General features: G+C 60.5%; 13 protein-coding genes. 3 read left to right on the forward strand and 10 right to left on the reverse strand.

Annotation, left to right across the window (positions count from 1 at the left end):
- Positions 1–60: 60 nt before the first annotated feature.
- From aruF to acs, 9 genes are all read right to left on the reverse strand, one after another.
- Complete coding sequence (aruF, locus tag POS17_RS22600; protein WP_060840598.1) at positions 61–1,080, reverse strand: arginine/ornithine succinyltransferase subunit alpha; 1,020 nt, start codon at positions 1,078–1,080, stop codon at positions 61–63.
- A 132-nt stretch (positions 1,081–1,212) separates the two neighbouring features.
- Positions 1,213–2,433, reverse strand: a complete 1,221-nt coding sequence (locus POS17_RS22605) for an aspartate aminotransferase family protein (protein ID WP_060840599.1) — start codon at positions 2,431–2,433, stop codon at positions 1,213–1,215.
- 307 nt (positions 2,434–2,740) lie between these two features.
- Entirely contained in the window at positions 2,741–3,721 is a 981-nt protein-coding gene (gene argR / locus POS17_RS22610) for a transcriptional regulator ArgR (RefSeq protein ID WP_060840600.1), read from the reverse strand.
- A gap of 112 nt (positions 3,722–3,833) precedes the next feature.
- A complete protein-coding gene (locus POS17_RS22615) occupies positions 3,834–4,598 on the reverse strand; it encodes an ABC transporter ATP-binding protein (protein ID WP_011062773.1) in 765 nt (254 codons plus the stop codon).
- Positions 4,599–4,621: 23 nt separating this feature from the next.
- Positions 4,622–5,734: a succinylglutamate desuccinylase/aspartoacylase family protein gene (locus tag POS17_RS22620; RefSeq protein ID WP_060840601.1), complete on the reverse strand. Its 1,113-nt coding sequence runs from the start codon at positions 5,732–5,734 to the stop codon at positions 4,622–4,624.
- A 1-nt stretch (position 5,735) separates the two neighbouring features.
- Positions 5,736–6,434, reverse strand: coding sequence for an ABC transporter permease (locus POS17_RS22625; RefSeq protein WP_016968103.1), 699 nt, complete (start codon positions 6,432–6,434; stop codon positions 5,736–5,738).
- A complete protein-coding gene (locus POS17_RS22630) occupies positions 6,431–7,120 on the reverse strand; it encodes an ABC transporter permease (protein WP_016968104.1) in 690 nt (229 codons plus the stop codon). The genes POS17_RS22625 and POS17_RS22630 overlap by 4 nt, the downstream gene beginning before the upstream one ends.
- 92 nt (positions 7,121–7,212) lie before the next feature.
- Complete coding sequence (locus tag POS17_RS22635) at positions 7,213–7,989, reverse strand: ABC transporter substrate-binding protein (protein WP_060840602.1); 777 nt, start codon at positions 7,987–7,989, stop codon at positions 7,213–7,215.
- 613 nt (positions 7,990–8,602) lie between these two features.
- The gene (gene acs, locus POS17_RS22640) at positions 8,603–10,558 is read right to left on the reverse strand and encodes an acetate--CoA ligase (RefSeq protein ID WP_060840603.1); all 1,956 of its coding nucleotides are present in this window, start codon (positions 10,556–10,558) and stop codon (positions 8,603–8,605) included.
- A 411-nt stretch (positions 10,559–10,969) separates the two neighbouring features.
- Between acs and POS17_RS31255 the strand changes: the two genes are divergently transcribed.
- From POS17_RS31255 to POS17_RS22655, 3 genes are all read left to right on the forward strand, one after another.
- Positions 10,970–11,233 (forward strand): DUF2790 domain-containing protein, encoded by a 264-nt coding sequence (locus POS17_RS31255; protein ID WP_016968107.1) that lies wholly within the window; start codon positions 10,970–10,972, stop codon positions 11,231–11,233.
- A 673-nt stretch (positions 11,234–11,906) separates the two neighbouring features.
- Positions 11,907–13,154: a ribonucleotide-diphosphate reductase subunit beta gene (locus POS17_RS22650; RefSeq protein WP_060840605.1), complete on the forward strand. Its 1,248-nt coding sequence runs from the start codon at positions 11,907–11,909 to the stop codon at positions 13,152–13,154.
- Between the two features lie 156 nt (positions 13,155–13,310).
- Entirely contained in the window at positions 13,311–14,291 is a 981-nt protein-coding gene (locus tag POS17_RS22655) for a hypothetical protein (RefSeq protein WP_060840606.1), read from the forward strand.
- 40 nt (positions 14,292–14,331) lie between these two features.
- Here the strand turns inward: POS17_RS22655 and POS17_RS22660 are convergent, their stop codons facing one another.
- The gene (locus POS17_RS22660) at positions 14,332–15,147 is read right to left on the reverse strand and encodes a sulfite exporter TauE/SafE family protein (protein ID WP_060840607.1); all 816 of its coding nucleotides are present in this window, start codon (positions 15,145–15,147) and stop codon (positions 14,332–14,334) included.
- Positions 15,148–15,240 lie beyond the last annotated feature (93 nt).

The raw sequence follows: 15,240 nt of genomic DNA on the forward strand, positions 1-15,240 counted from the left end.
GATGGCCTGCGCGAAACTCGCTGCTTTCCAGGCATGCTTTCCAGGTCGTGGAAGCAGGCTTTAAACCGCCACCAGACGCACGCTGGCACCTTCGCCGACGCCCAGGGCTTCGGCGGCTTGCAGATCCAGGGTCACCGGTTTGCCCGGGGCGTAATCCAGCTCCAGCAGCACCGCGCGGTAATCCTGCAGTTGGCCGTTGGACACCAGATACTGACGACCGCCGCCCTTGATGGCCTCGCCGATCTTCACCGGCACCACGCGGCTCTGGGCGATCGAACGAATCCCCGAAACCCGTGCATGCAAGGTCGGGCCACCGTCGAAGATGTCGATGTAGTGATCGGTCTCAAAACCTTCGCGCATCAGGATGTCGAAGGTGATCTGCGCCCGCGGGTGCACCTGGCCCATGGCTTCCTGGGCGGCGTCCGGCAGCAGCGGCACGTAGATCGGGTAATGGGGCATCAGCTCGGCGAGAAAGGTCCGGCTTTTCAGGCCGCACAGGCGCTCGGCCTCGGCGTAGTTGAGGTCGAAGAAGTTGCGCCCGATGGCGTCCCAGAACGGCGAATCACCGTGCTCGTCGCTGTAACCAACGATCTCGGTCACCACCGAGTCGGCGAAACGCTCCGGGTGACTGGCAACGAACAGCAGGCGGCCGCGGGAGTTGAGCTCCGACCAGGGCGAACCCACCAGTTCCGGCACCACATAGAAACTGGTCAACAGGCTGTTGCCGGTCAGGTCGTGACACTGGGACAGGACATGAATCTTGTTGTGGATCTTCAGCTCGCGGGACGCGTGAACGAAGGTTTCATTGCGAAAGCTGTAGAACGGCTCGGAATAACCGGCGGACGCGACGATGGCCGAGCAGCCCACCAGCTTGCCGCTGTCGGTGTCTTCGAGAACGAAGAAATAGCTTTCCTCGCCGTTGAAGCTCACTTCAGCGGCAAACGAAGCCTCGCTCGCGGCGATCTTGTCGCGCAGGCGATCCACATCATCCGGCAAGGAGGTGACACCAATCGGGCTGTCTGCAGCCAGACGCTGTACCTCGCCCAGATCAGCCATTTGCGCGGGGCGCATCACCAGCATGGTGTCACTCCTTACTCTAAAACAGGTCGGAAACCGTCCGACGCAGGGAAAAAAATGCCGGGACAGCCCGGCACAGGAATGGGGCTCGACACCAGCTGCAACAGCCGGCGCCGAGGAGTACTGCAACCTGAATCAGGCTTGAGTCAGTTTCGCCACGGCACGCTCGAAGCGGTCCAGGCCCTCATCGATATCGGCGTCTTCGATCACCAGGCTCGGGGCGAAACGCACCACGTCCGGACCGGCCTGCAGAATCATCAGGCCTTCTTTTTCGGCGGCGTTGAACACGTCCTTGGCCTTGCCTTTCCAGGCTTCGCTGAGCACGCAACCGAGCAACAGGCCCAGGCCGCGGACTTCGGTGAACAGGCCATACTTCTCGCCGATCTGCAGCAGTCGGGTCTTGAAGCGGTCGTGCTTGGCTTTCACGCCGTTGAGCACTTGCGGAGTATTGATCACATCGATCACCGCCTCGGCCACCGCACAAGCCAGCGGGTTACCGCCGTAGGTGGTGCCGTGGGTACCGACCACCAGGTGCTTGGCCAGCGCTTCGGTGGTCAGCATCGCCGCGATCGGGAAACCGCCGCCCAGGCTCTTGGCGCTGGTGAGGATGTCCGGGGTCACGCCGTAATACTGGTAGGCAAACAGCTCGCCGCTACGGCCCATGCCGGTCTGCACTTCGTCGAACACCAGCAGCGCGTTGTGCTGATCGCACAGTTCGCGAGCGCCTTGCAGGTAAGCCAGCTCGGCCGGCAATACGCCGCCTTCGCCCTGGATCGGCTCCAGCACCACCGCACAGGTCTTATCGGAAACCGCGGCCTTCAGTGCAGCCAGGTCGTTGTACGGCACGTGGGTGATGCCGGTGATTTTCGGACCGAAGCCATCGGAGTACTTCGACTGGCCACCGACGTTCACGGTGAACAGGGTACGGCCGTGGAAGCTGTTCAGCGCGGCGATGATTTCGTACTTCTCGGCACCGAAACGATCGTGGGCCACGCGACGGGCCAGCTTGAAGGCGGCCTCGTTGGCTTCTGCACCGGAGTTACAGAAGAACGCGCGCTCGGCGAAGGTGGCGTCGATCAGCTTGTGGGCCAGGCGCAGGGCCGGCTCGTTGGTGAAGACGTTGGACACATGCCACAGCTTGTTGGCCTGCTCGGTCAGAGCCCCCACCAGCGCCGGATGGGCGTGGCCCAGTACGTTGACCGCAATGCCGCCGGCGAAGTCGATCAGCTCCCGTCCCGACTGGTCCCAGACTCGGGACCCCGAGCCGCGCACAGGAATGAAAGCCGCAGGTGCGTAATTGGGAACCATCACCTGGTCGAAATCGGCGCGTTGCACCGGAGCTTGCTCAACGGACATCGGAGTCTCCTGAAGAGGAACACCCGCCTGGAACTGGCGAGCGATGGAGGGATTGTAAGGACAGTTTTGTGCCCGGCCTTGTCGCCAAGCGACAACTTCTTATAGCGCCAACCCCGGTTTTACGCGGGTTTATGGCAATGCGACAAATAGCGTCGCAAAGGCGCAGTTTAAACTGCGCAGGGCTCTAGCGGCAGATTCAGCGGGCATTTTGCCCAAGGTAATTATCCAGGTAGTTAGCTGCAGCGCAGGCCCGGTGAGCGGGCGTCAGGACGCTTGCACCGGCAAGCCGGCGCCTACAGAAGGCGGATCAACCGCGCTCGGAAGGTACGGAGGAGAGTTCGAACGGGCTGCTGCTGCGCCGTTGATTGCGATCTTCGCGCGGGGTGGCGCCAAAGAAGTTGCGGTAGGCGCTGGAGAAGTGCGGGCCGGAGGAGAAACCACAGGACAGGCCGATCTGAATGATCGACTTGCTGGTCTGCATCAGCATCTGCCGGGCCTTGTTCAGGCGCAGCTCCAGGTAGTACTGGCTGGGCACGCGGTTCAGGTACTGCTTGAAGATGCGCTCCAATTGCCGACGGGATACACAGACATGCTGGGCAATCTCGTCGGTGGTCAGCGGCTCCTCGATATTGGCCTCCATCAGCAGCACCGCCTGGGTCAGCTTTGGATGGCTGGACCCCAGACGATTCTGCAACGGAATACGTTGCCGCTCGCCGCCCTCGCGGATGCGCTCCACCACCAGCTCTTCCGAAACCGCACCCGCCAGCTCGGCGCCGTGATCCCGCGCCAGCACCGCCAGCAACAGGTCCAGTACCGACATGCCGCCACAGGCGGTCAGGCGATCACGGTCCCAGTCAAACAGGTGGCTGGTGGCGATGACCTTGGGAAAGCGTTCGGCAAAATCGTCCTGCCAGCGCCAGTGCACCGCTGCCCGATAACCATCGAGCAGGCCCAACTGCGCCAGCGGATACACCCCGGCCGACAGCCCGCCAATCACGCAGCCGGCCCGCACCAGCTGCTTGAGAGCGCTGCCGAGCCCGGAACTCATGGGGCCGGGCGGCTCGTCTGCCAAAAGGAACAGCTTCTGGCAGCCCTCAAGCTTGCCCGCCCAAGGCTCGCCCGGCAGTTGCCAGGCGCCTTCGGCCGGTGCCTCGGCCTGCAGGAACGCCAACTCATAAACCACCTCCGGATGCACCCGCTGAGCAACACGCAAGGCCTCCTCGGCCAGCGCCAGCGTCAAGGCTTTAGTGCTGGGCCAAATCAGGAAACCAATTCGATGGGCAGTCATGGCGGGCAATCCGAAACGAAAACAGTGTTAGAAGCCAAGGGTGGCAACACCAAGTTAGACCATCTGGCGCGCGGTGCGCAGCATGACCTAATTTGGTGCATAACGGCAGTGATTACTTGAGGCTACCGGAGAGGAATTGTTGCAAACGTTCTGATTGCGGGTTCACCAGCACTTCCCGCGGGTTGCCGCTCTCTTCCACCACACCCTTGTGCAGGAACACCAACTGGTTCGACACCTCACGGGCAAAGCCCATTTCGTGCGTCACCACCACCATGGTGCGGCCTTCCTGGGCCAGGGCCTGCATGACCTTCAACACGTCGCCCACCAGCTCCGGATCCAGGGCCGAGGTCGGCTCGTCGAACAGCATGACCTCCGGCTCCATGGCCAGCGCCCGGGCAATGGCCACGCGCTGCTGCTCACCACCGGACATGTGCCCCGGGTAGGCATCCTTGCGGTGCGCCACGCCCACCTTGGCCAGGTAATGCTCGGCCTTCTCGCGAGCCTCCGCCTTGGACACCCCCAGCACGTGCACCGGTGCTTCCATGATGTTTTCAATCGCGGTCATGTGCGACCACAGGTTGAAGTGCTGGAACACCATCGACAGGCGCGAGCGCATGCGCTGCAACTGCTTGGGATCGGCAGCCTTGAGCGCGCCGTCCTTGTTGGCCACCAGCTTCAACTCTTCGTTGTTCAGCAGGATCTTGCCGGCATGGGGCTGCTCCAACAGGTTGATGCAGCGCAAAAAGGTGCTCTTGCCCGAGCCACTGGAGCCGATGATGCTGATCACATCGCCAGCCGCGGCCTTCAGGGACACGCCCTTGAGCACTTCGTGACTGCCATAGCGCTTATGCAGGTCTTGGACTTCAAGTTTGTACATGCGGTCGGTTCTCACAAAAACAGTCAGTCGTTGAGCAAGCGCCCGTGACGCAGCGCTTCGCGCCCCGCCACCTTGGCCAGCCAGAAACCGGGTTGGGCATAACGCAGCCGCTCAACGGCGAACAACACGCCGCTGGTGCCAGCACACACCGTACTGACCCGATCGGATAGGGGATCAATCACTTCAAAAATCGGCTCGCCCACTTCCACCCAGCTCCCGGCCGGACGCAGAAAGCTCACCACGCCGGGGTGCGGCGCATACAGCAGCTCGGTGCCTTCAAAGGGCATGGCCTCGCAGGCGTCGTGCCCGGGTGCCGGCCACTCACCGGCAATCAGCCCCTGCTCGGCCAGAAACGCCAGGATGCCCTCGGCGTAAGCCTCGGCCTGGGGGCGCCCGGTGTCGGCCTGACCACCCAGCTCCAGGGTGGTCGCCAGGCAGGCCAGGGGAATCTGCGTATCAGGGAACTGCCGCGACAGGCGCAGCCACGGCAGCGAGCAGGCTTCGTCGAACGAACTGCCACCGGAGTCCTCCGCCAGCAGGCCGACCTTCACATCCAGGTGCGCCGCCAGGGAACGCCATTGCGGCCAGTGCTGCGGCAAGGCATACATGTGCAGCGCGGCCTCGGCATCGCAATGCAGGTCCAGCACCACATCGGCATTGCAGGCATGGCTCAGCAGCACCCGCTGCATACCCTGCAACTGGCTGGCTGCCGGCGGCAACTCGGCCAGCACCTCAGCCATGGCCTGACGGATCAAGCGTACATTGGCGTGCGGATCATCCCCCAGGCGCCCGTCCAGGCGCTGGGCCACGGGCGCGCTCAACTCGACGAAATCACGGTTGAAATTCTTGCCACTGCCGGCCTCGAAACGGCCCTGGTGATTGCCTTGCAGCAACTGTCCCAGACCCAGCGGATTGGCCACCGGCACCAGCTCGACAACACCGTTGAGGGCGCCCTGGGCCTCCAGCTCGGCCAGGCGTTTTTTCAGCTCCCAGGCGGTACGCATGCCCGGCAGTTCGTCAGCATGCAGGCTGGCCTGGATATAGGCCTTGCGCTCGCCGCTGCCGAAACGGAACACCGAAATGCTGCGCTCGCTACCCAGATGGCTCCAGGGCAATGGATGATCGATACGCTGCATGTCAGTGCTTCCGCGGTGCCAGGTAGCGCAGCCAGCGGCCTTCGGCCAGCTTGAACAGGCGCACCAGGATAAAGGTCAGGCACAGGTAGAACACGCCGGCGGTGATGTAGGCCTCGAACGGCAGGTAGTACTGCGCGTTGACCGTGCGCGCCGCGCCGGTGATGTCGATCAGGGTCACGATGGACGCCAGACTGGTGGTCTGCAGCATCATGATCACTTCGTTGCTGTACTGCGGCAGCGCCCGGCGCAGGGCCGACGGCAGGAGAATGCGGCGGTACATCTTGTAGCGCGACATGCCCATGGCCTTGGCCGCCTCGATCTCGCCATTGGGCGTGGCCCGAAGGCTGCCGGCGATGATTTCCGCGGTGTAGGCGCTGGTATTGATGGCAAAGGCCAGGCAGGCACAGAAGGTCGCGCTGGACAGCCAGGGCCAGAGGAAACTCTCCCGCACCGCTTCGAACTGGGCCAGGCCGTAGTAGATCAGGAACAGCTGCACCAGCATCGGCGTGCCGCGGATCACGTAGGTGTAGAGCCAGGCCGTCATGTTCACCAGCGGCTGCTTGGAGACCCGCATCAGCCCCAGGGGCAGAGCCACCAGCAAGCCGAAGAACAGCGACAGTGCCAGCAGTTTCAAGGTGGTCAGCAAGCCGCTGAAGTACAGCGGCAAGGCGTCATAGATGACGTTGTAGTCGAAGATCATAGATCAGCCGCCCTTACGCCTACCGAGTAGCGCTTCTCAAGGTGACGCAATGCCAGCAACGAGACGCTGGTGATCACCAGGTACATGGCCGCCACTGCGAGGAAGAAGGTGAAAGGCTCACGAGTGGCATCCGCCGCCTGCTTGGCCTTGAACATCATGTCTTGCAGGCCCACCACCGAAATCAGCGCGGTGGCCTTGGTCAGCACCAGCCAGTTGTTGGTGAAGCCGGGAATCGCCAGGCGAATCATCTGCGGCACCATCACCCGGAAGAACACCTGGAAGCTGCTCATGCCGTAAGCCATGCCCGCTTCCGCCTGCCCCTTGGGGATCGCCATGAAGGCGCCACGGAAGGTTTCCGACAGGTAGGCACCGAAGATGAAGCCCAGGGTGCCGATACCGGCCGCCAGCGGATTGAGGTCGATGTAGTCGTCGTAGCCCAGCAGCGGCGCGACGCGGTTCAGCAAGTCCTGGCCGCCGTAGAAGATCAGCAGGATCAGCACCAGATCGGGAATGCCACGGATCACCGTGGAATACAGATCGCCAAGCCAGGCCAGCCAGCGCACCGGCGAGAGACGCAGCGCGACCCCGATCAGACCCAGAACAATGGCCAGGGCCATGGACGACAAGGCGAGCTGAAGCGTCAGCCAAGCGCCATCGAGGATGACAGCCCCGTAGCCTTTCAACATGATTCAGGTCCTCGAAAATTGGGATGAAAAAATGGCGCAAACTTCAGAGATTCTGCTGCTTGCGCCATCTCGGACTGACTGTTTCGACGGTCTTACTTGCCGTAGATGTCGAAGTCGAAGTACTTGTCCTGGATTTGCTTGTACTTGCCGTTCTCGCGAATGGCAGCGATGGCAGCGTTGATCTTGTCCAGCTCGGCCTTGTCACCTTTGCGCACTGCGATCCCTACGCCGTCGCCGAAGTATTTGACGTCAGTGAAAGCCGGACCGACGAAGGCAAAGCCCTTGCCCGAATCGGTTTTCAGGAAGCCGTCATTCAACAGCGTAGCGTCGGCCACGGTGCCGTCGAGACGACCGGCGGCCACATCCAGGTAGATTTCGTTCTGCGAGCCGTAAGGCTTGATCTGTGCGCCCAGGGGAGCCAGCACTTCACGGGCGAAACGCTCATGGATCGAACCACGCTGCACGCCGATGTTCTTGCCCTTGAGCTCGCTCAGACCGTCGCTGACCTGGGTGCCGGCCTTCATCACCAGACGTGCCGGGGTGTTGTAGTACTTGTTGGTGAAGTCCACGGACTTCTTGCGATCGTCGGTGATCGACATCGACGAGAGGATGGCGTCGATCTTGCGCACTTTCAGTGCCGGGATCAGGCCGTCGAACTCTTGCTCGACCCACACGCACTTGACCTTCATCTCTTCACACAGAGCGTTGCCGATGTCGTAGTCGAAACCGACGATGCTGCCATCCGGCGCCTTGGAGGCAAACGGAGGGTAGGCCGCTTCGATACCAATTTTCAGGGGCTTTTCATCGGCGAAAGTCGGCAGGGAGAGCACGGACAGTGCCAGGGCGCCAAGAAGCACGAGTTTCTTCATCTTAGAACTCCATCGGTAAAGGGCGAAAACGGCAGAGTGAGCGACAGCCCAATATGCGAATGGGTAAAACTGCAAAGACGGCGCTGCGTCCTTAAAAGCCCGGGAGAGGACTCACACACAGGCAACGACGAGCGAGTGACCGGCATTCTAACGACAGGCTGGAAGCCGATATTTCCTCAATGCGACAACAAATTACAGAAGCATCGAGAATACCGGGGGAGCACATTGACAGCTCTTCAAAACTATGCAAGAGCAAATGATAGGGAACCGATCTACGCTGCAAATTGCGGGCCTATTATTGGCAAAGCCTTCTATTACGGCAAGCGCAGCGTGATGACTTATTTTTTATATGGATATAAACAGCCCTGAAATGGGGCTCGGCGTTTCCCATTGCCCCGAAAATGGGCGCCGGGTTACATCTTCGACGGCATCGGTAACATTCGCACCCGGCACATGGATAAATCCGATATTTATTCGCTCGCCTGCACCGGCAAGCGTGCCTCGCTCCAGGCGCGCGGAGGCTGTAGCAGGCGGTTTGCCGGGGAATCGCCCCGGCACAAAAAAGCCCCGCCCGGCGCAAGGCCGGACGGGGCTGGGTGACTCGGAACCCGCCTCAGGCGACGTTCATGGTCTTGTGGGTGTCGATCAGATGCTGCACCACGCTTGGGTCGGCCAAGGTGGAGATATCTCCCAGACCGTCGTACTCCGCCGTCGCGATCTTGCGCAGAATCCGCCGCATGATCTTCCCGGAACGGGTCTTCGGCAGTCCCGGCGCCCATTGGATGACATCCGGCGAGGCGATCGGACCGATCTCCTTGCGCACCCAGTTCTTCAGTTCCAGACGCAGGGCTTCGCTCGGCTCTTCCCCACCGTTGAGGGTCACGTAGACATAGATGCCCTGGCCCTTGATGTCGTGAGGCACGCCCACCACCGCCGCTTCGGCGACTTTCGGGTGCGCAACCATGGCGCTTTCGATCTCGGCGGTGCCCATGCGGTGCCCGGAAACGTTGAGCACATCGTCCACCCGGCCGGTGATCCACCAGTAGCCGTCTTCGTCGCGACGAGCACCGTCACCGGTGAAGTACATGCCACGGAACGTCTTGAAGTAGGTATCGACGAAACGGTCGTGGTCGCCGTACAGCGTGCGCGCCTGACCTGGCCACGAATCGAGGATCACCAGGTTGCCTTCGGCGGCGCCTTCGATGATGTTGCCCAGGTTGTCCACCAGGGCCGGCACCACGCCGAAGAACGGACGCGCGGCAGAACCCGGCTTCAGGGCATGCGCCCCCGGCAGCGGGCTCATCAGGGTGGCGCCGGTTTCGGTCTGCCACCAGGTGTCGACGATCGGGCAACGGGATTGGCCGACGTTCTTGTAGTACCAGTCCCAGGCTTCCGGGTTGATCGGCTCGCCCACCGAACCCAGCAGGCGCAGGCTGCTGCCATCGGCGCCTTCGCAGGCAGCCGTGCCCGAGGCCATCATGGCGCGGATCGCGGTCGGCGCGGTGTAGAGAATGTTGACCTTGTGCTTGTCGACGATCTTCGCCACCCGGGTCACGTCCGGATAGTTGGGCACGCCTTCGAACAGCACCGTAGTGGCGCCATTGGCCAGCGGGCCATAGACGATATAGGTGTGGCCGGTGACCCAGCCGACGTCGGCGGTGCACCAGTAGACTTCACCCGGACGGTAGTCGAACACCCGCTCATGGGTCAGCGATGCATAGAGCAGGTAGCCGCCCGTGGTGTGCTGCACACCCTTGGGCTTGCCGGTGGAGCCGGAGGTATAAAGGATGAACAGCGCTTCTTCGGCGCCCATCTCTTTCGGCGCGCAGACGCTGCCGGCGACCTTCATCAGGTCTTCGTACCAGATGTCGCGATGCTGGTTCCACTTGATGTCGCCACCGGTGCGCTTGCACACGATGACCTTCTGGATGCTGCTGGTTTCCGGGTTGGTCAGGGCGTCGTCGACATTGGCCTTGAGCGGAACCTTTTTACCGGCACGGATGCCTTCGTCGGCGGTGATCACCACTTTCGAACGGCAGTCGATGATGCGCCCGGCCAACGCTTCAGGGGAGAACCCGCCGAACACCACCGAGTGGATCGCACCGATACGGGTACAGGCCAGCATGGCCACCACCGCCTCGGGAATCATTGGCATATAGATAGTCACCACGTCGCCACGGTGCACGTCCTGGCCACGCAAGGCGTTGGCGAACTTGCAGACTTCTTCATGCAGTTCGCGGTAAGTGATGTTGCGGCTTTCGGAAGGATCATCGCCTTCCCAGATGATCGCGATCTGATCGCCACGCTCGGCGAGATGACGATCCAGGCAGTTGTAGGAGACGTTCAAGGTGCCATCGGCAAACCACTTGATATCGACATGGTGATCGTCGAAGGAAGTCTGCTTCACCGTGGTAAAAGGCTTGATCCAGTCGAGACGCTTGGCCTGTTCACGCCAGAAACCGTCCGGGTTAACGACCGACTGCTGGTACATGGCCTTGTAGGTCGCCTCGTCAGTCAGCGTATTGGCCAAAACCTCGGGACGAACGGGATACAGAGAAGCCGCACTCATCTTTCTTACCTCGGTGACATAGTTGTTTTTGTATGACCCCGTTGTAGCCGGGGGGCGCCTATAGAACCATTCGACGATGGTAGTAACAACCCCCTGCGAAATGCCCGGCTATTTGCCGCACCCCTTCAAGAACGCTGGTTACAGCGACATTCAGCCTCGGCAAAAATATTCAAGCAGGCATCCGGACAGGCCTTTTTCGGCGATTGTTACAAAAACTGTCAAAGGTGTTTATCAAAAGTACACCTATATGACCCGCCACCCGGGGCCTAAAATCCGTCTCGCCAAACAGGCAATCTGATTAACCAAGTTGCAGCCCCCACGAAGGCAGTTAATCAAACGTTTACTCAAGCTCCACACGCAGCCTCATAAAGGCTGCGTGACCCCACACGACCTTAGAAAGGTAAAACGCAAATGAAAGCTTTATTAGTTCTGGCCCTCAGTAGTCTGTGCGTTACCGCGATGGCTGATGAGATCCCGACTGATGTCGCACAGCAACAAGTACCGGTAGAGGAATACACTTACTCCACTGATCTGGATATCGCCAAAGTTATCTCCATGAGCGAAGTTCCAGAAGTATGCGAAGTTGTACCAGCGCGTATGGAATATGAAGACTCCCACGGTCAACGGCATATTCTTCAATACCGCGTAATGGGCAACGGTTGCTCTAACGGTTAATAGCCAAGTTCATTGCATAGACCTTGATGACTGCCGGCCGCAAGAAATCCCTCTTGCGGCAAAGATGCCTCGCCAGCGCCCCCGTTCGGGGTCCGGCCAACAGCATCGCCCCCGCGACGTGCGACCACGGCAATCGCACGCAACCTTTTCGCCACCGCCGAGGCCGGTTCCCAGCCCCTTGCCTGGCCCAATCCAGGTGGATTTGAGTTGTGTTCAAAACAGTGAAATGGCTTGCAAAAACACAACATCTAGTAAAATTGGCTATTTTTTGGCCATTTCCGGCTGATTTTTTTCAGCCCGAAAAAAATCTTCCGCGGTCAAAGCCTTGTAAACCCGCGCTTTGCTCTGGATCCCCTGCCTTCCTCGGCCCGCCTGCGCCCATCGGTCACCCCACGAGCCGGAAAATATCCTTATAATGCGTCCTCAAAACGGGCCCGCAACATTCCCTTACCGGATGAAAACGACCTGCTGAATCACGCGCCGGAACCGAAAGCCTCAGTTCCGCCCGACAGCAGCCTCAAGGCACACAGGACACATATTTCTGTTTATTGCCTGCGTTCACAGCTGCAACAAACGATTTCTATTGATTTAACGCGGCCAGTAGCGCCGTGTGAAAAGCCAACCCTTTTGTTTTCACACGGGCATCTGGCCCTCGAGCAGGAGACGACACGTCATGCTGAGCTGGGACGAATTCGACAAAGAAGAAGGCGAAGTTGCAGTCAAAGGCGCCAACGCCGGCCACGCCACTGAAGCCAACATGGACCGCCTCGACAGCGCCGGTGGTGCCGCAGCTCTGGAAGCTCGCGCCGTGACCGCCAATGACTCCGCTGCCGTTGCCCGGGCCAAGGCGTCCCTGGACCAGCTCGACATCGCCGAAGGCCTGGCCGAGCTGGAAGGCTCTTCCGCCCGCGTCGCGGTTGACGAAAAGCGCATGATCAACTGCCGCGCCGACCTCAACCAGCTGGTGCCGTTCAAGTACGACTGGGCCTGGCAGAAGTACCTCGACGGTTGCGCCAACCACTGGATGCCGCAAGAGGTCAACATGACCGCCGACATCGCCCTGTGGAAAAACCCGGAAGGCCTGACCGACGACGAGCGCCGCATCGTCATGCGCAACCTGGGCTTCTTCTCCACCGCCGACTCCCTGGTTGCCAACAACCTGGTACTGGCCGTGTACCGCCTGATCACCAACCCGGAATGCCGCCAGTACATCCTGCGCCAGGCATTCGAAGAGGCGATCCACACCCACGCCTACCAGTACTGCATCGAATCGCTGGCCATGGATGAAGGCGAGATCTTCAACATGTACCACGAGATTCCATCGGTCGCGAAGAAAGCCGCCTGGGGCCTGAAGTACACCCGTTCGATCTCCGATCCGAAGTTCGAAACCGGCACCGTCGACACCGACAAGGAGCTGCTGCGCAACCTGATCGCCTACTACTGCGTTCTGGAAGGCATCTTCTTCTACTGCGGCTTCACCCAGATCCTGTCCATGGGCCGCCGCAACAAAATGACCGGCGTTGCCGAGCAGTTCCAGTACATCCTGCGCGACGAATCCATGCACCTGAACTTCGGCATCGACGTGATCAACCAGATCAAGATCGAAAACCCGCACCTGTGGGATGCCGAGATGAAGGAAGAAGCCACCCAGATGATCCTCCAGGGCACCCAACTGGAAATCGAATACGCTCGCGACACCATGCCGCGCGGCGTGCTGGGCATGAACGCGGCGATGATGGAGGACTACCTCAAGTTCATCGCCAACCGTCGCCTGTCGCAGATCGGCCTGAAGGAAGAGTACCCAGGCACCACCAACCCGTTCCCATGGATGAGCGAGATCATGGACTTGAAGAAAGAGAAGAACTTCTTCGAGACCCGCGTGATCGAGTATCAAACTGGCGGTGCACTGAGCTGGGATTGATTCGCGGTTCAATGCAACAAATAAGAAGCCCTGACTTGTTCAGGGCTTTTTTATTGGCCGTGGAAACAGACTGCGCAGATGGCCCATTAAAATGCGTGCAGGCTGCAGGAGCTGTGGTTATAAAGACCCCTCCCCCGCTTAAGGATCAAAGCGCTCATGAAATTCGATACCGCCTACTGCATCAGCCTCGACGACAAGTTGTCGATCTATGACGTGCGGGATCTGAATTTCGATGAAACCGTGGCTTTCGATTCCGCCCAGGAAAACTTCCAGTGCCCCAACGATGAATGTCGCGCTGCCTTCGATGCCGCCAATCAGCTGGGCACCTTCAATGCCAAGAACGTCAATTACCTTCGCACCCCGCACTTCAAGAACCTGCCCGGCACGCTGCATATAGAAAGCTGCCCTTACCGGCTCAGCAAAGGTGCCGGCAGCATCGAAGGCGCAGCCGCCGAGGATGAACGCGAGGAACACTTCCCTTCGGAACTGCTGTTGACCCGCCGCGAGTACAAGCGCCGACCGAGCAGCCCGACTGCGGCGGCAGAGACGCCCCGGGACAATCCGCCCGCCGTGCCAGCGGGCCTGCAACACAACCACGCCGGGCGCGATAGCACCCCGGACAAGACCTGTGTCTTCGCCCACCCGGTGGAATGTTTCGTGTCAAACATCGACGACAAGGAACTGCTCAAGCGCATGCCGCTGAAGATCGGCGAGCACACCGCGTCCTACGCCTCGTTCTTCAAGAAGATCGAGTACCTGCTGGACAACAAGGGGCTGATCTACTGGGGCAAGATCAAGGAAATCAAGGACTACACCCAGAGCTTTCGCATCGATTTCGAGCACAAGGTCTGGTTCAAGGCCGATGGCGAATCGAAGAAGAAGCCCTACTCGGTCAACGTCTACCTGAGCAAGAAACTGATCGACAACTATCGCAAGCGCAAAGCCTTCCTCGAAGAGATCAAGAGCGCCATCGACAGCCAGCGCGAGTTGTACTGTTTCTTCTACGGTGTCACCCCGACACTCAAGCAAGTGCCGAGCAAGAAAAACCCCGAAGCGACCTTCGGGGTCTTCAGCGCCAACATCGAGAACCTGGACCACTTCGTGATCCGCGAGGCACCGGGGCTTCACGCACAGTAGTCTCAGCCCCCACCAGGTTCTGCCCGCGGCGATGCCCCTGTCACGTCAGGCACAGGCTGACCAGCACCACCAGCAGCAGGCCGATGTACACCCGCGCATGCACCCGATCCGGGATACGACCGATCCAGGGCGTGGCCAGACGGATACCCAGCAACGAGCCAAGGGACAATAGCGAAAACGCCAACAGGTCCACATAGCCGATGAACCCGGGCCCGAAATCGGCTGGACTGAAGTGCGCCAGGGCCAGGTAGGTAGCGGTTCCGGCCAGGGCCACCGGCACGCTCAGGGGATTGGCCATGGAGGTGGCCTGGGTCATGCTCAAACCGCAACGGCGTAACAGAGGTACTGTCATGACGCTGCCCCCCACCCCGAGAAACGTCGCGATTACGCCTATTCCTACACCACCCAATAGAGTTTCGCCGGTGCCCAGGCGACGCGCCTGAGCCTGGTTCACCGGCTCAAGAAAGCCGCGCCGCAGCAGGCAGTCGGCAATGGTGATGCCCAGGTAGGCAATGAAGGCATACCGAATCACCTCGCCGCTGACCCACATCGCCGCGGCCGCTCCGCACATTGCCCCCAGGGCGATGTAGGCCCCCAGAGGCCACAGGTAATGGCGAACAAGATTGCCGGCCCGCTGATGCCGCCAACTGGCCAGCAGAGCATTGACGATCATCACGCAGGTCGAAGTGGCCACAGCGATGTGCATGGCCGAATGCCCCGCCGCCGAGTCGGCGCCCTGGCTGCTCAGCAGCATCCAGTACAACAGCGGCACCACCACAAAACCGCCGCCGAAGCCGAACAGCACCGCGCTGACGCCGGTCATGCAACCAAAAACTGCCAGCAGTAGATAGAACATCGAGCCGCATCCGTCCGGGAAAGAAGCTGCGGACAATAAAAGATCGAGCCCTGGCCGACTTCAGCAAGTCAGCCAATAATGTTTGCGTTTACG

Source organism: Pseudomonas sp. Os17, assembly GCF_001547895.1.
Classification (GTDB): Bacteria; Pseudomonadota; Gammaproteobacteria; order Pseudomonadales; family Pseudomonadaceae; genus Aquipseudomonas.

Coding starts and splice junctions, on each gene's coding strand:
- aruF (WP_060840598.1), bottom strand. CDS start 1,080: ATGCTGGTGATGCGCCCCGCGCAAATGGCTGATCTGGGCGAGGTACAG.
- POS17_RS22605 (WP_060840599.1), bottom strand. CDS start 2,433: ATGTCCGTTGAGCAAGCTCCGGTGCAACGCGCCGATTTCGACCAGGTG.
- argR (WP_060840600.1), bottom strand. CDS start 3,721: ATGACTGCCCATCGAATTGGTTTCCTGATTTGGCCCAGCACTAAAGCC.
- POS17_RS22615 (WP_011062773.1), bottom strand. CDS start 4,598: ATGTACAAACTTGAAGTCCAAGACCTGCATAAGCGCTATGGCAGTCAC.
- POS17_RS22620 (WP_060840601.1), bottom strand. CDS start 5,734: ATGCAGCGTATCGATCATCCATTGCCCTGGAGCCATCTGGGTAGCGAG.
- POS17_RS22625 (WP_016968103.1), bottom strand. CDS start 6,434: ATGATCTTCGACTACAACGTCATCTATGACGCCTTGCCGCTGTACTTC.
- POS17_RS22630 (WP_016968104.1), bottom strand. CDS start 7,120: ATGTTGAAAGGCTACGGGGCTGTCATCCTCGATGGCGCTTGGCTGACG.
- POS17_RS22635 (WP_060840602.1), bottom strand. CDS start 7,989: ATGAAGAAACTCGTGCTTCTTGGCGCCCTGGCACTGTCCGTGCTCTCC.
- acs (WP_060840603.1), bottom strand. CDS start 10,558: ATGAGTGCGGCTTCTCTGTATCCCGTTCGTCCCGAGGTTTTGGCCAAT.
- POS17_RS31255 (WP_016968107.1), top strand. CDS start 10,970: ATGAAAGCTTTATTAGTTCTGGCCCTCAGTAGTCTGTGCGTTACCGCG.
- POS17_RS22650 (WP_060840605.1), top strand. CDS start 11,907: ATGCTGAGCTGGGACGAATTCGACAAAGAAGAAGGCGAAGTTGCAGTC.
- POS17_RS22655 (WP_060840606.1), top strand. CDS start 13,311: ATGAAATTCGATACCGCCTACTGCATCAGCCTCGACGACAAGTTGTCG.
- POS17_RS22660 (WP_060840607.1), bottom strand. CDS start 15,147: ATGTTCTATCTACTGCTGGCAGTTTTTGGTTGCATGACCGGCGTCAGC.